General features: G+C 69.5%; 15 protein-coding genes. 7 read left to right on the top strand and 8 right to left on the bottom strand.

The window, feature by feature from the left end:
- Positions 1 to 6: 6 nt before the first annotated feature.
- Both K8556_RS35310 and K8556_RS35305 read right to left on the bottom strand, forming a co-directional pair.
- Positions 7 to 2,151, bottom strand: a complete 2,145-nt coding sequence (locus K8556_RS35310; protein WP_223744519.1) for a hypothetical protein — start codon at positions 2,149 to 2,151, stop codon at positions 7 to 9.
- Between the two features lie 281 nt (positions 2,152 to 2,432).
- Positions 2,433 to 2,894, bottom strand: a complete 462-nt coding sequence (locus K8556_RS35305) for a hypothetical protein (RefSeq protein WP_223744518.1) — start codon at positions 2,892 to 2,894, stop codon at positions 2,433 to 2,435.
- 180 nt (positions 2,895 to 3,074) lie between these two features.
- Between K8556_RS35305 and K8556_RS35300 the strand changes: the two genes are divergently transcribed.
- Positions 3,075 to 4,154, top strand: coding sequence for a helix-turn-helix transcriptional regulator (locus K8556_RS35300; protein ID WP_223744517.1), 1,080 nt, complete (start codon positions 3,075 to 3,077; stop codon positions 4,152 to 4,154).
- A gap of 3 nt (positions 4,155 to 4,157) precedes the next feature.
- Here the strand turns inward: K8556_RS35300 and K8556_RS35295 are convergent, their stop codons facing one another.
- A complete protein-coding gene (locus K8556_RS35295) occupies positions 4,158 to 5,942 on the bottom strand; it encodes a hypothetical protein (protein WP_223744516.1) in 1,785 nt (594 codons plus the stop codon).
- A gap of 155 nt (positions 5,943 to 6,097) precedes the next feature.
- On the opposite strand from K8556_RS35295, the gene K8556_RS35290 reads away from it, so the two are divergent.
- A complete protein-coding gene (locus tag K8556_RS35290) occupies positions 6,098 to 9,037 on the top strand; it encodes a PQQ-dependent sugar dehydrogenase (protein ID WP_223744515.1) in 2,940 nt (979 codons plus the stop codon).
- A 54-nt stretch (positions 9,038 to 9,091) separates the two neighbouring features.
- On the opposite strand, the gene K8556_RS35285 is transcribed toward K8556_RS35290, so the two are convergent.
- A complete protein-coding gene (locus K8556_RS35285; RefSeq protein WP_223744514.1) occupies positions 9,092 to 9,643 on the bottom strand; it encodes a TetR/AcrR family transcriptional regulator in 552 nt (183 codons plus the stop codon).
- 105 nt (positions 9,644 to 9,748) lie between these two features.
- On the opposite strand from K8556_RS35285, the gene K8556_RS35280 reads away from it, so the two are divergent.
- Both K8556_RS35280 and K8556_RS35275 read left to right on the top strand, forming a co-directional pair.
- Entirely contained in the window at positions 9,749 to 10,663 is a 915-nt protein-coding gene (locus K8556_RS35280) for an NmrA family NAD(P)-binding protein (RefSeq protein WP_223744513.1), read from the top strand.
- Between the two features lie 101 nt (positions 10,664 to 10,764).
- Complete coding sequence (locus K8556_RS35275; protein ID WP_223744512.1) at positions 10,765 to 12,036, top strand: SBBP repeat-containing protein; 1,272 nt, start codon at positions 10,765 to 10,767, stop codon at positions 12,034 to 12,036.
- Positions 12,037 to 12,103: 67 nt separating this feature from the next.
- On the opposite strand, the gene K8556_RS35270 is transcribed toward K8556_RS35275, so the two are convergent.
- On the bottom strand, positions 12,104 to 13,126 hold the full coding sequence (locus K8556_RS35270) for a deoxyhypusine synthase family protein (protein WP_223744511.1): 1,023 nt from the start codon (positions 13,124 to 13,126) through the stop codon (positions 12,104 to 12,106).
- Between the two features lie 148 nt (positions 13,127 to 13,274).
- A complete protein-coding gene (locus K8556_RS39310) occupies positions 13,275 to 13,397 on the bottom strand; it encodes a hypothetical protein (RefSeq protein ID WP_255653012.1) in 123 nt (40 codons plus the stop codon).
- A 164-nt stretch (positions 13,398 to 13,561) separates the two neighbouring features.
- On the opposite strand from K8556_RS39310, the gene K8556_RS35265 reads away from it, so the two are divergent.
- Together K8556_RS35265 and K8556_RS35260 are read left to right on the top strand one after the other, a co-directional pair.
- Complete coding sequence (locus tag K8556_RS35265; protein ID WP_223744510.1) at positions 13,562 to 14,314, top strand: hypothetical protein; 753 nt, start codon at positions 13,562 to 13,564, stop codon at positions 14,312 to 14,314.
- Between the two features lie 134 nt (positions 14,315 to 14,448).
- A complete protein-coding gene (locus tag K8556_RS35260) occupies positions 14,449 to 14,715 on the top strand; it encodes a hypothetical protein (protein WP_223744509.1) in 267 nt (88 codons plus the stop codon).
- A gap of 18 nt (positions 14,716 to 14,733) precedes the next feature.
- Here the strand turns inward: K8556_RS35260 and K8556_RS35255 are convergent, their stop codons facing one another.
- The gene (locus K8556_RS35255) at positions 14,734 to 15,900 is read right to left on the bottom strand and encodes a hypothetical protein (protein ID WP_223744508.1); all 1,167 of its coding nucleotides are present in this window, start codon (positions 15,898 to 15,900) and stop codon (positions 14,734 to 14,736) included.
- A gap of 279 nt (positions 15,901 to 16,179) precedes the next feature.
- Between K8556_RS35255 and K8556_RS35250 the strand changes: the two genes are divergently transcribed.
- Positions 16,180 to 17,646: an SH3 domain-containing protein gene (locus K8556_RS35250; RefSeq protein WP_223744507.1), complete on the top strand. Its 1,467-nt coding sequence runs from the start codon at positions 16,180 to 16,182 to the stop codon at positions 17,644 to 17,646.
- 8 nt (positions 17,647 to 17,654) lie between these two features.
- Here K8556_RS35250 and K8556_RS35245 read toward each other — a convergent pair whose 3' ends face one another.
- Positions 17,655 to 18,038: a hypothetical protein gene (locus K8556_RS35245; RefSeq protein WP_223744506.1), complete on the bottom strand. Its 384-nt coding sequence runs from the start codon at positions 18,036 to 18,038 to the stop codon at positions 17,655 to 17,657.

The raw sequence follows: 18,038 nt of genomic DNA, 5'->3' as shown, positions 1-18,038 counted from the left end.
TTGCGCCTAGAGCTTCGCCGGCGCGTCGCCGTCCTTGTCCTTGTCGGGGATGTACTCGATGAAGGAGTTCTCGGTCTTGCCCGCCTCGATGGGGTCTGGCTTCAGCACGGTGGTGAGTGCCTTGTTCGGCAGCCAGGGCAGGTACGTGCTCAGCGCCATGAAGAGCTGCCGGCGGTAGCCGCGTACCAGTTGGTCGTTGAGGTGGACGCTGGCGGTGCCCGGGACGCCGTACATGAACTGGGCGACCTCGTTGGGGATGCCGTGGTTGATGATGTCCGGCCAGTTGGGGAACAGCCAGTGGGGCTCGGCTCGCGCGATGGTCCCCACGTGCTGGGCGGTGTGGATCTTCTCCAGGCCCGGGAGGACGTGCCGTCCGCCGTAGGGCACCGGGTCCCCCTGGTTCTGCACGAGCATGGCCCTGGTGCGAGCGGCCCGCAGCACGTGCTCGGGGGCGTCGTGATTGAAGGCGCCGCCGTTGAAGGTCGCCAGGTAGGTGTCGTCGAACCCCAACGTGTGGAGGAGGATGAACGTCTCCGCCGCGATGGACGCCCCCAGGCTGTGCCCCGTGCAGATGATGACCGTGTCCTTGGAGTAGCCCTCGAAGATCTCCCGCTGCCTCGGCGCCGCGGCCTGGGACGCGGTGTAGCCGACGCCCTTCGGGTCGATGTTCGCCAGGGAGCCGGTCGCCACCTGCTTGGCCTTCAGGACGACGTCGCGGTTGGCGCCATCCGAGTTCGTCCCCATCGAGTTGATGATCAGCAGGCCGGTGGGCTTGCTCTTGCTGTCGATGCCCTCCCAGAAGTACTGCCGGACCCCCGCGTGCGGCCCTCCCGTCTGGAGCAGGGTGCGAGCAAGGCGCACGGAGCGCGTCCTGGCGACCTTGGCCTGGTGCTCGACGGAGAGCAGCAGCGAGGTCTTCATGGTGAGGGGGAGGACGCACTCGAAATCAATGTGGACGTAGCCCGCCAGCATGGACATGGCCTGGAGGTAGGCGATGTCCGTCTCGCACCGGGGCAGTACCCGCGCGCCGAGTTCCTGGAAGTAGTTCTTCTTGACGCTCGACAGGGGGCTCTTCCTCGCCTCGTCCAGCATGCGCAGCGCGAGGCGGTAGTCCCGGACGCCCTCCTCGTCAGTGGCGAAGAGCGGAGCATCTCCCGCGACCCGCCGCGCCTCCATGCACGCCGTCTTGGCCCAGACGAGCAGCCGGTCCACATCGGGCTTCGGGCTGTTGACCTCCGCGGCGTACAGGCGCAGCAGCTCCTGGATGGGGACATCCACGACCGGAGTCTCCGGCGGGAGCATGTCCGCCAGCGCGGAGCCCTGGTCGCGGATGGCATGCGCGATCAGGGTGGCCATCCGCCCATCGCCCCAGGCCTGTCGGGAGTACGAGTCGAGGCCCTGGAGCACGGAGAGGCCGTGGTGGGTGATCTGCCGGAGCGGGACGAGCCAGGTCGGGTTGTCGACCGTGGCGTGCTCCGGCGCCGGGCCCAGGCGGACCCCCTCCGGGAGGGTGTTGGCCTTTCGGAGCAGGGCCGTGAAGAGGGGCTCGTTCACCGTGTCCCGGCTCGTGTGGATCCTCCGGACGTGCGCCTGTGCGGGGAGCGAGGCTCGACGGGTGAGCGCTGTCGTGCTCCTCGCGCCCCGCATGGGGGTCCCGACCAGGGCCTGGACGCTGGTGCCACCCGAGGAGGACGACACGGCGGCGGAGCTGGAGCTGGAGGTGCTGGCCACGGCCTGGGTCGGCGCCGCGAGCTGGCGGCCGGGGATGAAGATGGGGTGCCCCGCGATGAAGAACGGCACCATGCCGCCCGCCGAGAGAGGCGGGCCCAGGGGCGGATAGGTGTGGTTCGGCACGAGGATGCCGCTGATGGCCGGGAGTGGCCCGGTGCCCTGGCCGCCCCCCGCGCCGGCCGCACTCATCGGGTTGGGCGCCGCCGCCGCCGCCGAAAGGGAGGGCGTGGACGGCGCGGCGCTGGCCACGGGCGTGGCCGCCACCTTCCGGACCGCGGTTCGTCCGGAGCGTGCGCTCGCGGCGGCTCGGAGGGCGAGCGAGCTGGAGTGGCCGCCCGCCGCCGAAGTGAGGGCACGGACCGTGGTGGCGTGGAGCGAGACGGTGGCGACGCGGGGAAGTCTGCCGGCGAGACGTTTCATGCGGAGGCTCTCCTGGGGCCGGGCTGTCGAGGAGCATCGGCGCCGGGCGCACCCTCCTGGAGAGACGCATGAAACGTTGAATCTTGAAACATTGACAGCTTCGTCAACCCGGACCCAGGGTGTGAGCTGACGTCGGCAGTGCCTCTCGTAGGAACGACGCCATCCCCTCTCCCAACCGCTCGGGTTGGTCGAACGGAAGGCCGTGACCGGCGTCCTGTGGAGCGGACGGAAGCAACGGCACAGGCCCGGTCAAGGGGCCTGTGCCGTGGGCCACCGTGCGTTCAGCGGCTGATCCAGAAGGACTTGCTGGCGCAGACGTCCGCCCGCTTGAAGAACGCAAGGTCGAGCGTCGCCCCCTTGTCGTCGACGGTGGCCACCAGTTGCACGGTGTCACCGAGCTTGCTCACGGGAATCTTGACGGTCATCCCGGCATCCAGATGGCCCCGGAGCTCGAAGACGACGTCTTGCTTCGACGCGTCGATGACGACGATCCCCTCCACCGGCTTCGTGATCTCCACCAGCACGGCGTCCGCCGTGGTCTTGATGCCGCCCATCGTCTGGCCCTGGTCCCCCGAGCCGCTGCCCCTGGGCGAGAAGGTCGTCTCATGCCAGTTGCCCTCCTCGTCGAAGTAGCCAGCCCAGACGGCCTCGTGGGCCTGGTCGTAGAGGGTGACCCGGTCGCCCGTCTCTTTCGTGTACCAGCCGCCAGGAAGGGCTTCGGCCCTGCCTCCGGCCAGCAACACCCCCACCGCCAGAACACATACAAACAATTGATTCCGCATTGTCTCTCTCCTTGGCATCCAGCGAGGCCATCACCGTGAGTCCCGGCTGGCGAAACGTACGGGAGCCCGTTGGGGGCGGGCATCACCCATAGGGGTGACACTCCGCGTGTGATAAAGTCATTCCAGACGAGGAGGGAGGTCATGCAACGCGAACAGGTGCTCCTGGAGGTGATGACCGCGCTGACCCGCTCGCTCGACCTGAGGGAGGTCTTCTCGGAGGCCCATGGGATCTTGTCGCGCGAGCTGGCCGCGGACTTTGGAGCGCTTTGCGTGTCCAGGCCCGGGGAGCCCGGCCAATACGACTGGCCCGTGGTCCAGGACATGCCCCAGGTCTTCTTCGACCGCTACCCGGAGATTTCAGACGAGTGTTTCGTGAGCGCCTCGGTCATCCGGCGGCCCAACACCGTGCTGCGGGACACCGAGATGCTGTCGCTCCGGGAGATGCGGAACAGCGCCATGTATGCGCACTGCCGGGAGATGAACATGCCGGTGGAGCGCGTCATGTCCGTGGCGCTGGACATGGGGCTTGGCTGGCACAGCGGCTTCACCCTGTACCGGGACAACCCGAAGGCCTTCTCCGAGCAGCAGCGGGACCTCCTCCAGCGCCTGACGCCCATCCTGGCCAGGACGGTTCGCAACTGCCTCATGCTGGGAGACCTGGTCCGCCAGGGAGACCTGCTGGACCAGCTCTTCCGGCACACAGGGCTTGAGAGCATCGTGTTGAGCCCTCCCCACGCCGAGCTGATGCGCACGCCCCGCGCCACGGCGCTGCTCCATCGCTGGTTCTCCGAGGCGCCGTGTGGCCGCTTCGGTCTGCCTCACGTGCTCCTGGACGCGCTGGAGCGGCTCCGCCGCGCCGGACAGCCGATGCACTCCGGACAGGACGTCCTGACGTTCCGGCGGCCAGCGCGAAGCTTGAAGGTGACGTTCCTCCCGTTGCCGCTCCATCCCGGGAGGGCGCCCTGGGCGCTGTTGTTCCAGGAGGTGTCCCACAGCGTCCAGGTTCCCACCGAGTGGCGCAAGCGGCTCACCCCGCGCGAGCTGGACGTGGTGGAGCGTGTCCTGAATGGTTGGGACAACCGGACCATCGCCGAGGACATGGGCAGCTCGCTGAACACGTTGAAGACGCACCTGAAGCGGATCTTCGTCAAGCTGGCCGTGCCCAGCCGGTCCAAGCTGATCCTCCTCGCACAGGAGCGGAGCGCCGAGGCGGCGGGGTGACGGTCAGCGCAGGTCCTCCGGCCACTTGCGCTCCACGCCGGTGGGGTTCTGGTTGTACAGCTCCGCGAGCCGGGCCTTCACCTCCTCCACGGAGCCGACGATGACGTAGGTCCGCGTCTTGAGGTCGTCAGGCACGCCCTCCGACATGCCGAAGGTGACGCCGAGCTTGGAGCAGTCCTCCTGGGGGTCGTTGAAGTCGAACTGGTGCAGGCGGTACTGGAGGTCCGGCCGCGCCTCGTCCGGCGACCAGATGGCCATGGCCTGCTTGCCGTCCTCCGTGGCGACGATGAGCGGCACGTTCCCCGCCTCGTCCACGAAGCCTCCCTTGTCCGGGTCCTCCGAGTGCACGCGGGGGTACTCGCGCGACTCGCCCGTCGCCGGGTCGAAGCGGTAGTGCTTCTCGAAGCTGCCGTTGACGTAGGTGGTGGGGGCCTCGACGTAGATCTTGTCGTGGGGGGCGGCGAGGTGGATGTGGCTGTCGTACTGGATGACGTTGTCGTGACCGCCCACGCCGACGGTGATGTCCTTGGTGATGAGGTCCTCGGAGACCAGGGTCGTGTTCCTGGCCTTGGGGACGCTGTTGTACGGGCCCGCGTCCTCTCCCGGCTCCAGCCAGTAGGCGGGGTGCACGGTGCTGGTCATGGCGCCGGGCTGCGCGCCGTAGCCCACCACCTTCGTCGTGGACGTGGGCTCCGTGCCGTTGCGGCTGCTCCCCGCCTCGGTGGGCATCAGGGCCTCGTCGTAGCCGTCCAGTGAGAAGGCCACCTGCATCTGCCGGCCATGGTCCTTGTTGTTGATGTACTCCACGCCGTCGTAGACGAGGCTGGTGACAGCGCCGCCGTGGCTCGCGGAGGTGCCCATCTGCACCGTCGCGTTGCCGAAGGAGGTGTCCCCGTCCTTGGGGCCCGTGGTGCCGTAGGGGCCCGTGGGCGGCTGGACGCCCCCTGGGCCCTGCGTGGGCGCCGCCGTCATGTCCCCGCCGGGCCACGCGGTGCCCAGGCGCTGTCCATCCCGGGTGAAGGCCTGCACCTTGCCGCCAAGGTCGGCGAGGTAGCCGTTCTGGAACTCCTGGAAGGGCACCCGGTCGCCCTTGCCGGCGGCGACCTGGGCGTCGCGGAACGCCTTCACCATCGGGTCATCGAGGAAGGGCGGGCGGGTGCGCACGGCGTCCTCGAGGCCGGAGTTGGGGTAGCCCAGGAGGGAGTTGGTGCCCTGCCGGCCGTGGGTGAAGGTGTCGTCCGAGTAGGCCTTGCAGATGTCGCCGTGCACCTCGAAGGACACCCACTGGTTGCGGTCCGAGGGGTCCAGGCGCTGGCCCGGAGGCGGGCGGCAGAAGGTGTAGAGCTGCATCTGCCGCTCCCCGGTGGCGGGGAAGTCCTGGAAGAAGGCGGGGACGTTCTCGTTGCCGGGCACGGTGGAGCGGCCCGCCGGATACATGGGCGAGCGGGAGCCATGCATGACCTGGTCGGCGGCGCTGTCCGGAAGGGTCGTGCCGCGCTTGCGGGTGAGCTCGGCGTCGGCCTTGTCCCTGAACTGCTCGCACCAGGCCTGCCAGTCGCTGACGGACGGGTTGGACACGTCCGGAGGAGGCGCGGTCTCGGCCAGGGCCCGGGAGGACGCGGGCGCCGAGGGGCGGGACTGCGACTCGAAGCTGCTGCGGGAGAACAGCTCGCGGAGCAGGTGCCCGGCGTTGGACTCCTGGGACGTCGTTGGCTGCGAGGCCGTGTCCGCGCCCGAGGAGACCCGGATGCCATTCAGAGCCGATGAGAAACGAGAAATGCTGTCCATGTGGAACCTTCCCCCTGAGGCGTGCCACGCGATTCGCTGCACCTATGACGTACGACGGGCGAATCCATTGCCGGATTGCTGAATCAGCTCCAGCCGAACAGGCTTTCATTGTAAAAGCAGGAATAACCACCCACGTTCGACCAGGAGCAGCAGCGATGCCAGGAACGAATGTCCGAGCGCGGTCTCCCCTGCCGTGCTTCGTCGTTTGCGCGGTCTTCTCCCTCCTCGTGGGCTGCTCGGCGGAGCCGCCGCCGGAGCTGGCGGTCGCGCGAGCGGGCGCGGTCGTGCAGGACGCCAACTTCGCGGACTCGGTCTTCGTCAGCGGGCTCCAGGGCCCCACCACCATGACCTTCGCGCCCGACGGGCGCCTGTTCATCTCCGAGAAGAATGGCTCGCTGCGGGTCGTCGTGAACGGCCAGCTCCTGGCGACTCCGTTCATGACGCTCGCCGTGGACACCGACAACGAGCGTGGGCTGATGGGCGTGGCGTTCGACCCCAACTTCGAGAGCAATCACTATCTCTACGTCTATTACACGTCGGTCGCCGGCAGCATCCACAACCGGGTCAGCCGCTTCACCGCCAACGGCAATGTCGTGGTCCCCGGCAGCGAGCTGGTGCTCGCCGACTTCCCGACGCTCGACGCCGCCAACCACAACGGCGGCGCGGTTCGCTTCGGACTCGACGGCAAGCTCTATGTCTCGGTCGGAGAGAACGCGGTCTCCTCCAATTCGCAGAGCCTGAACACGCCGCTCGGCAAGCTGCTGCGCTTCAACCCGGACGGCAGCATCCCCACGGACAATCCGTTCTACGCGGCCGCCACCGGGCTCGCGAAGGCGACCTGGGCGATGGGGCTGCGCAATCCCTTTACCTTCGACGTTCAGCCCGGCACGGGCGTCCTGTTCATCAACGACGTGGGCGAAGGCGGCTGGGAGGAGATCAACCGCGGGCAGGCCGGGGCCAACTACGGCTGGCCGATGACGGAGGGCTATTTCACGAACCGCCCGGAGCTCACGCAGCCCTTCTTCGCGTATCCGCACGGCGCGGGCACGGCCGCCGGCAACTGCATCGCTGGCGGTGCCTTCTACAATCCCCCCATCCCGGCGTTTCCCAACGCGTATGTCGGTCAGTACTTCTTCGCGGACTACACCAACAACTGGATCGCGCGCATCGACCCGAACACGGGCGTGCGTTCGCTGTTCGCGACCGCCGCCGCGGGGCCCGTGGACCTCGATGTCGGGCCCGATGGCGCGCTCTACTACCTGGCGCGCGGCGCGGGCCAGGTGGGCCGCATCGCCTACACCGCTTCACTGCCGCCGAGCATCTCCCAGCAGCCGGCGAGCACGCTGGTCTCGGTCGGCCAGCCGGCGGCCTTCACGGTGTCCGCGAGCGGTGAGCCGCCGCTCACCTACCGGTGGCAGCGGGACGGCGTGGACATCCCCGGCGCGACCTCGCCGGGCTACGAGCTGGGCGCCGCGCAGCTCGCTGACAGCGGCGCGCGCTTCCGCGTGGTCGTGACCAACGGGCTCGGCTCGGCCACCAGCGCCGAGGCCGTGCTGACGGTGACGTCCAACAAGCCGCCGGTGGCCACGATCGTGACGCCGGCCTCGGGCGCGACCTACACCGCGGCCACCAACCTGACGTTCTCCGGCTCGGCCAGCGACCAGGAGGATGGCGCGCTGCCGCCGGGCGCGATGACCTGGAACATCACCTTCCATCACGATACCCACACGCACCCGGCCATGGCCGACATCACCGGCATCGCGAGCGGGAGCTGGCCCATCCCGAACATCGGCGAGAGCTCGGCCAACGTCTGGTATCGCGTGCGGCTCACGGTGCGTGACTCGATTGGCCTCACCCACACGACGTACCGCGACGTCCACCCCGTCACGGTCCCGCTCACGGTGACCAGCGTGCCGAGCGGACTCCAGGTCCTGATGGACGGGCGGCCGTTCCCGGCGCCGCATGACACGACCGGCGTGGTCGGTGTCGTCCGCTCCGTGGGCGTCGAGTCGCCGCAGTACGCGAACGGGAAGTTCTGGGCGTTCACGTCGTGGTCGGATGGCGGCGCGCAATCCCATACCTTCGTCACGCCTGGCAGCGCGGCCACCTACACCGCCCAGTTCGTCGAGACCTCGGGCGGGAGCTGCTATCAGATTCAAAGCGAGCGCAGCGACAAGTGGCTCACCGTCGACGGCGCGGGCAAGGTCATCGCCGGCAGCACGACGCAGGCCGGCGGGCAGATCTTCCAGCTCGTTCCGAACGGCACCCGGTACAAGCTCAAGGGCTCGGGTGACGCGTTCCTGACGGTGGTGGCGAACCAGCTCACGATGGGCGCCAACTTCAGCAGCGGGGAGTCGTTCACCCGGATTGCCTGCGGCTACGGAGGGCGCACGCGCGTCGGCTTCCAGGCTTCGTCAGGGAGCGCGCCCCATTGGAAGGAGACCACGACGGGTGCGCCCATCCAGAGCGGTGACGGCGGCAATGGCGGCGCCTGCAACCCGGACGATGGCGGCGCCTGGGAGGGCTTCTACCTGGAGCCGGTGAGCTGCCCGGGCGGCGGCACCGGGCCCGTGTGCGGCAACGGCACGGTCGAGAGCGGCGAGCAGTGCGACGACGGCAATACCCAGCCGGGCGATGGCTGCGATGCGACCTGCCACACCGAGGCCAGCGGCAGCGCGGGCTGCTTCCGCATCCAGAGCGAGCGCACCGACAAGTGGCTCACCGTCGACGGCGCGGGCAAGGTAGCCGCCCTCGGCACGACGCAGGCCGGTGGCGAGGTCTTCGAGCTCGTCACCAGCGGCGCGAAGTACAAGCTCAAGGGAGCGGGCGGCGCGTACCTGGCGGTGGTGACGGATCAGCTCACCGTGAATGCCTCGCTCGGCTCGGCGGAGGCGTTCACCCGCCACGACTGCGGCGTCTTCGGCGGGCGCAATCGATATGGCTTTGAATCGACGACAGGCACCGCGCGCAACTGGAAGGAGAACACCCCCGGCGCACCCATCCAGAGCGGCAACGGCGGCAACGTGGGCGTCTGCAATCCCACGGACACGGGCGCGTGGGAGGCCTTCTACCTGGAGCCCGCGACCTGCCCTTGAGCGGGCGTCAGGGGGCGTGAATCGCCAGGGCCAGTCGCGGCCCTGGCGATTCCCTCAGCGACGGATGCCCGTGAGCGCGAGCCGCAGCACCCTGCGCGCGGTGTGCGGATCATTCTCGTTCGCGACGGCGATCGCGTTCGCCAGCATCATCAGGTCCTCCGCCGTGGCGCCCGCTTGAAGCGCACCCACGGCGGACGCCCGCTCGACCAGGACCTTCAGCACGTTGAGCACCATGTCGGTGCAGCAGAGCTCTTCGGCGGAGAGCCCCTCCGGGCCGGCCAGCAGCGCGGCGGCGAGCCCGCGGTGGGTCGCGGTGTAGACCGTCGCCTCCTCCAGCCAGTCCGCCAGCTCGGCGGCAGGCGCCTTGCCAGGTTGCGCGGCTGCTTTCGCGCAGAGCTGCGCGACGCCATCCCGGAAGACCACCTCCAGCAGCGCCTGCCGCGACGGGAAGTGCCGGTGCAGGGTCGCCGAGCCGACCCCCGCCCGCCGGGCGATCTCCTCCAGCGACACCTGCGCGCCTTCCCTGGCGACCAGCTCCGCCGCGACCTCGACAATCCGCTCCCGGTTGCGTCGCCCGTCCGCGCGCAACCGCTTCACCTGCTCCACGGCGCCCTCCTCTTCACGAGTCCCTTCTCTTTGACAAACGGGGGACCCCTCCGTATTTAACACGGAAATAAACGGTGGGGTCCCCCACTTGAGAAGGAGCCGCCGATGCGCCGCAACGATGTCGTTCTCGTCACCGCCGCCACGGGACGCCAGGGGGGCGCCACCGCCCGGGCCTTGCTGGCCGAGGGCCGCACGAAGGTGCGCGTCCTGGTGCGCAATCCGGAGGCGGCGAACGCCAGGGCGCTCGCGGCGGCGGGCGCGGAGGTCGTCGTCGGGGACCTGGACGATCCAGCGTCGTTGCGCGCCGCCTGCGCCGGGACGCGGGCCGTCTTCTCGATGCAGTCCCCCATCGCCTCCGCGACCGGCATCGACTTCAGCAAGGAGCGCCAGCAAGGCAGGAACCTCGTGGAGGCCGCGCTCGCGGAGGGCGTCGAGACGTTCGTGCACACCGCGACGTCCGGCGTCGGCGACCACCGCCAGGTCGAGGGTTGGGCGGAGGGGCGCTGGAAGGCGCATGAGGAGTACTGGGAGAACAAGCTGGCCACGTGCGACTTGGTCCGCACCGCGGGCTTCAAGCACTGGACCCTCATCCTGCCCGCCACCTTCATGGACCACCCGATGCTGGATCCCGCCGGCTTCGTCGACGGGCGCCAATTGCTCACGGTGGTCAGGACCGACCTGCCCATAGGGTTGATCGCGCCCGAGGACATCGGGAAAGCGGCCTCGGCGGCGATCAACGACCCCGCGAAGTTCAACGGCGTGACGCTGCAGCTCGCGGGTGACCTGCTCACGCTCCCCCAGATCGCCGAAGTCCTCTCACGCATCGACGGCAAGGAGTACGTCGTCCAGTCCGCCACGGTGGAAGAGGCCGTCGCGGCCGGCCTGCATCCGGGCGTGGCGCAAGGCATGACATACATGAACGTCGCCCCGGTGCTGGCCCGGCCCGAAATCGCTCGCGCCCATGGCCTTTCGCCCATGAGCTTCGAGACCTGGGCGCGGCGGCGTCGCGAAACACCCTGACCCGGGCTCCCGCCCGCATGCGTGTCTTTCACTACCCATCTTCCCGAGCGCCCGTTTCTCGTGGTCTTGCAGTGCTCCCCCCCTGAGAAATGGAGTTCGTGATGAAACACCTCCTCTTGAGCATGTTCGGGTTCGCGGGCGTCGTCGGCGCCGCGGGCCTCCCCTCCGTCGCCGCGGCCCAGGTTCCTCCCCCGTCCTGGGTGGCGCAGCTCGGCGCCAACCTGGATGAGCAGGCCAACGCCGTGGCCGTGTCGGGCGCGAGCGTCTACGTCGTAGGCCAGACGACCAGCCAGCTCGGCGTCGACCCGAAGGCTGGCGGTCAGGACGCGTTCATTGCCCGGTACGACACCGCCGGCAACCTCCAGTGGGTCCACCAGCTCGGCACCGCGGGTGCGGACCGCGCCACCGCCGTGGCCACGGACGCGGACGGCAATGCCTACGTCGCGGGCATCACCTTCGGCGGCTTTGACTTCTATGCCAATGCGGGCGGCTTCGACTTCTTCATCGCCAAGTACGACACCGCCGGCAACCGCCTGTGGTTGCGCCAGAACGGCACGCAGATGGATGACTTCGTCACCGGCATCGCCATTGGCGCGGACGACACGCTCTATTTCACGGGCTACACCGGCGGCAGCTTCGCCAACGGCGGCAATCCCGGCCACTACGACATCCTCGCCGGGCTCTATGACACGGCGGGCAATCCGTACTGGCTCCAGCAGTACGGCGGCCCCGCGAGCGACATGGCGCGCGGCATCGCCGTCACGTCCAGCCACGAGGTCTACGTCGTCGGGAGCACCACCGGCAGCCTCGACGGCACCACGCCCCCGGCGCTGAGCGGCGACATGTTCCTGCTCAAGCTGAACATCCTCGGCGTCCAGCAGTGGGTCCGGCAGATCGACGCGGGCGACCTGGATGACGCCAGGAGCGTCGCCGTGGGCCCTGACGGCGGCGTCTACATCGCTGGCGAGACGTTCGGCGGCCTGGACGGCAACACCAACAACGGCACCATCGACGTGCTGCTCGCGCGCTACGACAGCGCCGGCAACCGCGCCTGGAGCCGCCTGCTCGGAGGCGGGCAGCCCGACTACGCGTTCGGTGTCGCCGTCACCGCGAACAACGTGGTGCAGGTCGCCGGCTACACCGCCGGGCTCGACGGCATCCCCTCCTCGGGCAGCGCCGATGCCTTCCTCACCCGCTACGACGCGCTCGGCGCGAAGCTGGGCACCCAGCTCCTGGGCAGCGTGCGCCAGGACATCGCCCGCGGCGTGGCCGTGGACGCGTCCGGCAATGCCTACGTCGCCGGGCAGACGGGCGGGAGCCTCGGCGGCAATCCCAACGCTGGCGGCAACGACGCCTTCCTCGCCCGCTTCTGAGCAGGGCCTCTGACGAAACCCCGGCAGGGCCCACGCGTCTCCGGGCCCTGCCGCAGGTCGCGCGTGACTAGCGCCGGTGCCGGGCGATGAGCGCGTTCGCCGCCTCCGGCCGGGCCTGGCACTCCAGCAGCGCGCGGAGCATCAGCGGGACGACGATGGTGGCGTCCGACTCGATGACGAACATGGGCGTCGTCTCCGTGAGCTTGTCCCAGGTGATCTTCTCGTTGGGGGTCGCGCCCGAGTACGAGCCGTAGGACGTCGTGGAGTCGCTGATCTGGCAGAAGTAGGCCCACGGCTTCACGGGCTTCTGCAGGTCGTACTTCGTCGACGGCACGACGCAGATGGGGAAGTCCCCGGCGATGCCGCCGCCAATCTGGAAGAAGCCCACGCCCCGGCCCTCGGACAGCTCCTCGTAGCGGTCGTAGAAGTCGGCCATGTACTCGATGCCGGACTTGACGATGCTCGCGCTGCAGTCCCCCGTCTTCACGTAGGACGCGAAGATGTTCCCGAACGTCGAGTCCTCGTAGCCGGGGACGACGATGGGCAGCTTGCGCCGCGCCGCCTCCATCAGCCAGCAGGCCTCCGGGTCCCCTTCGTACGCCGAGGGCTCCAGCACCTGGATGAGCTCGTAGAAGTACTCGTGCCAGAAGCGGCGCTCGCCCTTCGCGGAGGCGTTCTTCCACATGGGGACGACGATCTTCTCCACCGCCCGGAACGCCTCGTCCTCCGGGATGCTCGTGTCGGTGACCCGGCGCATCCGCTGCTCGAGGATGCGCGTGTCGTCCTGCTTGGTGAAGTAGCGGTACTCGGGGAAGTCCTTGTACGCCGTGTGCGCGACGAGCCGGAAGAGCGACTCCTCCAGGTTGGCGCCCGTCACCGACAGGCCGTGAATCAGGCCCGCGCGGATGGCGGGCGCGAGCGTGATGCCGAGCTGCGCGGACGACATGGCGCCCGCGACGCTCCAGAACATGCGGCCACCGCTCGACACATGCTCCCAGTAGGACAGGAGCGCGTCGCGCGTCGCGCGGGCATTGAAGTTCTTGTAGTTCGCGAGGATGAACTCGAGGACGGGCAGTTCGGACGGGGACATGGGGCCTCCAGCAACAACGGGGTCGTGACCCGGGAGGCGCCAGCCGGCGGATGCCACCCGAGGACACCCTACGGTCGCGACGAAGCGTCGCACCGCCATCGGAGCGTCAAGTGGCTGGCGCAGGGGTAGCACGGCGGGGGGCTCGCGGCTACGGCTTCGGCGCGGGCGCGGCCAGGCGGTTCGCCAAGGCCGACGCTCGCGACTGCGTCACCTGGGTGCGCGACCCGCTCAACGGCTTCGCGTCGATGACCGTTCCCTTCCGCTCGGGCACCGAGTACTCGGTCCGGCAGGCGGCGTGCCTTGCCCGAGCAGCGAATGCGCGGGCGGCGGCCCGCGCCTGTGGCTGCTCGCCAGCAGGAGAGCGCCTGGAGTCGGCCCCCTACTTCGAAAATATCGGCCGTAAGGCTGGCATGCCCCCTGCTTCCCTGCCCGGACATGTCTCAGCCCACGACACGACGAGAGGTCCTGCTACAAGCACTGACGGGCTATGCCCTGCTGCCACTGCTCCTGCGGCAGGACGCGCTCGCAGAGCCGGTACGCAAGGAGGTCCAGGCCTGGCTCTCCCGCGTCCATCAACTCTGTTCGGATGTCCATGACCGGCGGCTCGAGCCTCGGGAATGGCAGCAGCAGGTCGAGGCGCTCTTTGCCAGGGTTCCCCTCTCCGAGCTTGTTCGGGCCATCGACGCGGACCGCCTGAAGCCGGGCCTCGAACTGCCCGATGACCGGGCCGGTGTGACGTCCGCGCCATTGCCCAGGATCGAAGGGCTGCCGCGCGTCTTTGGCACGAAGCTCTTCGGGCTGGCTCAAGGCCGGGCCATCGTGCCGCACGGACATCAAAACATGGTGTCCATGCACGTGGTGCTCGGCGGAGAGTTCCACCTGCGTCACTTCGAACGCGTCGAGAGTCAGCCCCAGCACCTGGTGCTGCGCCCGAGCATCGACCGTGTGTCCAAGCCTGGGGATCTCTCAAGCATCTCGGACGCACACGACAATGTGCATTGGTTGGTGGCCACGAAGGGCCCCGCATACACCTTCGACCTCATCGTCGACCGGCTCGACCCGGCACTCGGCTTCGCGTGGAAGCTCGACTACGTGGACGTCGACGCAGCAGAGCCCCTGGCGGGTGGACTGCTGCGCGCGCGCCGGATCGACTTCAACGAGGCCCTCCGCCGCTACGGCAAGACCTGACTTCGCAGCGTGTCATTCGCGCCCACCACCAAAATACATCCACATTCGACCACTCAAACCAGACGTTTGCGTCTTGGATTGCAAGACGCACTGGGAGTATCATCCCACACGCCTCTCAACCCAAGGAGCATCAGATGCTGCGGACGCTTTTTTCCGGAGTTGCCCTGAGTTTTGCCTTCGTGGTGGGAATGGCTGTCTCCTCTCAGTTTGCCCCGGGCGAGGCCGTGGCGAACGAAGAGGCCGTGCTTGTGTCGACCGGCCCCAGCAGCGCGGTTCCGGACCAGACCACGGACGAGTCGTCGCGGTTGCTCGGGTGCTGCACGGGTGATGGCCAGTTCTGCATCAACACGGCGGCATGTCAGGCGCGCGGGGCTGGCACCTGCGGCGCGCCCTGTAACTAGCCCTCGGCCTTGGGCAGGTCACTCCCGGCCGAAGGCCTTGGCGAAGAGCTTCTCGATGCCCGACTTCTCGGGCTCGATGGCGATCGCGGGGGCGGGCGCGCCCATGGCGGTGCCGAGGGCGGGGCGCAGGCCCGACGCGATGCCCGGCTTGAGGTGGTGACGCAGGTCGACCGCCACGTCCGACTTCACGTGGGTGCCCAGGCCCAGGGCGGTGTTCACGTCCGCCGACTGCTTGAGGAAGCCATTCTCCAGGCCGAACGTGCCGCCGGCCTGGGCGGACGCGCCCGCCACCGCGCCCGCGGTGACCGAGCCGTGCACCCGGCCCACGTGCCCGCCCGCCGTGGCGTACGCGCCCGCCGTGGCGCCCGCGCCCACCTGGCCGGAGACCATCGCCGTGGCCGTCCTCGGGTCGAGCGTGGCCACGCCCTCGGCGTAGGCGGAGGCGCCGGCCTTCGCCTCACCCTTCACGTAGCCGCCCACGTGCCGGTTGAAGTCGTGGTTCGCGCTCGCCGTGACGCCCACGCCCGTCTCCGCCTTCGCCGTCAGCGCGGCGGTGTAGGCGTGCGCGTTCGTGTCCGCCGACACGCCGGCCTGGGCCTGCGCCTTGAACATGTTGGCCTCGCCGGTGACCTGCGCGCTCGACACGCCCATCCGGCCCGCGTGCGACTTCTGCCACGCGTAGGAGGCGTTGGGGCCCTGCAGCTCGGCCTCGGCCGAGTAGTGGTGCACGCCACCGCCGCTGTGGCTGGTGGTGGAGGCCTGCATCGAGCCCACGTTGCCGCTCAGCCGGCCGCCGCCGAAGGTGTCCTTCTCGAAGGGCCGGCCCGGCTTGTCGAGGAACATGTTCTGCTTCGCGCCCGCGGGCGCCGTGAGCTTGTTGTCACCGCCGCTCACCGCCACGTCCGAGGCGCCCGAGCTCAGCTCCCAGGGGCTGTAGGAGGGCTGGCCCTCGGGGGCCGCCGCGTGCTTCGGCGGCGTCGCCGTGTTCGTCGCGGGCGTCGTCGCCGTGGGCTTCGTGGCCGTCGTCGCGGGCGTCGTCGTCGCCGTGGGCTTCGTCGCCGTGGGCTTCGTGGCCGTCGTCGAGGCGGGGAGCGTCGACGCGCGCGCCGGCGGCTTCGGCTGGGACACCGTGGGGCTCGGGAAGGTGGCGGAGCGGGGCAGGGACGAACCGATGCGACGGGCCATGGCGGGAACCTCTGGAGTACGGCGAAGGGGGAGCAGTACAGCGATGCCCTCCCCTACTGCACCCGGCATGCCGGGCTCAGGCCGCCCGGTGCGGCCCATGCCCGCCTGTGGATTCAAGGAGTTGGCGGGAGGGGCCTCTCGGGATGGGCCCGCGCCCTGATGACCGCGGTCACCAGGAGGCTGGCGCCAGTCACCAGGGGCTCGCGCCTGACGCCCGGAGAGGACGCGGCGCGGGTACGAAATAGCCCCCACTGGGAGTTCGTTCCTCGAGCAGACCCCATGAGCCGCCTGACCTTCCCCGCTCCTCCCCCACCCCGTGCGACAGCGCGCCGGACCGCCGCCTGGACGTGGCGCACGCGGGCGCTCCTGCTCGCGGTGATGGGAGCCTCCGCCAACCTCACCGCCTGTGCCGCGCCGTCCGCGCTCGCCGTGTCTCCGTCCGGGGTGCCGGCGTTCAGCGAGGACATGCTGACGCCCGAGTTCTGGATCCGCCGCGCGCCGTCTCCCGATGCGGTGCTGCTCGATGCCGGTCAGGTGGCGGCGAAGCGCATGCGCGCGTTCGCTCCGGAGGGCGGCCTGCTCGACCTGAAGGCGCTCCCGGCCACGCTGACGCGGGCGCAGGTCGCCGGTTGGGTCGGGGATGCGCAGCGGACGCCCATCCAGGCGGTCATCGATGAGCAGGGCCGGCCGGTGACGGAGGCGATGCTCGAGGAGCTCCGGCAGAACGCCGCGGCCGGGCAGATCCCTGAAACCTCCGCCGCGCGTTACGGCCTCAGCGTGCGGCGCACGCATTTGCGGTCGCTGCCGTCCGACCGGCGCCTCTTCGCTTCGGAGGACCTGCGCGACTACGAGAGCCTGCAGGCCGGCGTCCTGTTCCCGGGTGAGCCGGTCGTCATCGCGCACACCAGCGCGGACCAGCAATGGCTGTTCGTCCAGACGACGCAGGGGCCGGCGTGGGTCAAGCGCGGCGACATCGCGGAAGGCACGGCGGACGCGGTGTTCTCCTACGTCGCGAAGGAACCCGGTCGCGTCGTCACGGGTGACCAGGTGCGCACGGTCTTCACGCCGGAGGCGCCGGAGGTGTCGGAGCTCGAACTCGACATGGGGGTCGCGCTGCCGCGGGCCGACGTGGCGCCCGGCGAGCCCGTCAACGGCGCCAGCAGCTATGCATCGTGGCCGGTGCTGCTGCCGGTGCGCGCGCAGGACGGCTCGCTGGCCTTCCAGAGCGCCCTGCTCCGCCGGACCGCCGACACCGCGCCGGGCCATCTGCCGCTGACGCGCGCCAACATCCTCCGCCAGTCCTTCAAGTTCCTCGGCGAGCGCTACGGCTGGGGGCACCAGTTCAACGCGCGGGACTGCAGCGGCCTGACCAGCGAGGTGTACCGCGGCATGGGGCTGCTCCTGGCGCCCAACTCCGGGCTGCAGGGGAGGAGCGCGGCGCTGAACCACCGCCTCTTCACCGCGCGGGACTCACACGCCGAGCGGGTGCGCGCACTGAGGCAGGCGGAGGTGGGTGACCTCGTCGTCGTCCCCGGCCATGTGCTGATGATCATCGGACACGTGGATGGCGAGCCCTACGTCATCCAGGATGTCCCGTTCGCCGTGTTCAAGGACCCGGCCACGCGGCAGCTCCGCAAGACGAAGCTGAACCAGGTGTCGGTCACCCCGCTGCTGCCGCTGTACGCCGATGACACGACCCTTTACGTGGACGCGATGACCAGCCTCGTCCACGTCACCCGGCCGTAGCGGGTCCGCTACCCGGGGCGAAGGGAAGCCCGGTCGATCTCCACGCAATCGCTGTCATCCCCCGGCGAGGCTTCACGGGCCCGGAAGCGCTCGCCTCCGGGGGTGATGAGGAACCAGGAGGTGGCGACCGCCGGGTCGTCCGCGGGAGGCGAGACCAGGACCTCTTCCCCGAGCAGGGGCGCGACCCGGGTGGCCACCTCCACCGAGGTGAGCGCGCGAGCGCGCGAGGCATCGATGTAGAGCGTCACATCCGTGCGGAACCCGGAGGACCGGAGCGCGGTCTCCACGAGCACCGCGGCCTCCGCGGGGCCATCCACGTCGAAGCGCGCCACGGCCTCGGGAGGAAGACCGAGCGCGCGGCCGATGCTCTCGAAGAGGCGTCCTTCACCCAC

It is taken from the genome of Corallococcus sp. AS-1-12, from assembly GCF_020036995.1.
GTDB lineage: Bacteria > Myxococcota > Myxococcia > Myxococcales > Myxococcaceae > Corallococcus.
The sequence above is the reverse complement of the archived record's forward strand: the minus strand, read 5'-3'. Positions and strand labels throughout refer to the sequence as shown.

What these genes read in the sequence shown, in the direction of transcription:
- K8556_RS35310 (WP_223744519.1), bottom strand. Translation starts at nt 2,151, where the DNA reads ATGAAACGTCTCGCCGGCAGACTTCCCCGCGTCGCCACCGTCTCGCTC.
- K8556_RS35300 (WP_223744517.1), top strand. Translation starts at nt 3,075, where the DNA reads ATGCAACGCGAACAGGTGCTCCTGGAGGTGATGACCGCGCTGACCCGC.
- K8556_RS35295 (WP_223744516.1), bottom strand. Translation starts at nt 5,942, where the DNA reads ATGGACAGCATTTCTCGTTTCTCATCGGCTCTGAATGGCATCCGGGTC.
- K8556_RS35290 (WP_223744515.1), top strand. Translation starts at nt 6,098, where the DNA reads ATGCCAGGAACGAATGTCCGAGCGCGGTCTCCCCTGCCGTGCTTCGTC.
- K8556_RS35280 (WP_223744513.1), top strand. Translation starts at nt 9,749, where the DNA reads ATGCGCCGCAACGATGTCGTTCTCGTCACCGCCGCCACGGGACGCCAG.
- K8556_RS35275 (WP_223744512.1), top strand. Translation starts at nt 10,765, where the DNA reads ATGAAACACCTCCTCTTGAGCATGTTCGGGTTCGCGGGCGTCGTCGGC.
- K8556_RS35270 (WP_223744511.1), bottom strand. Translation starts at nt 13,126, where the DNA reads ATGTCCCCGTCCGAACTGCCCGTCCTCGAGTTCATCCTCGCGAACTAC.
- K8556_RS35265 (WP_223744510.1), top strand. Translation starts at nt 13,562, where the DNA reads ATGTCTCAGCCCACGACACGACGAGAGGTCCTGCTACAAGCACTGACG.
- K8556_RS35260 (WP_223744509.1), top strand. Translation starts at nt 14,449, where the DNA reads ATGCTGCGGACGCTTTTTTCCGGAGTTGCCCTGAGTTTTGCCTTCGTG.
- K8556_RS35255 (WP_223744508.1), bottom strand. Translation starts at nt 15,900, where the DNA reads ATGGCCCGTCGCATCGGTTCGTCCCTGCCCCGCTCCGCCACCTTCCCG.
- K8556_RS35250 (WP_223744507.1), top strand. Translation starts at nt 16,180, where the DNA reads ATGAGCCGCCTGACCTTCCCCGCTCCTCCCCCACCCCGTGCGACAGCG.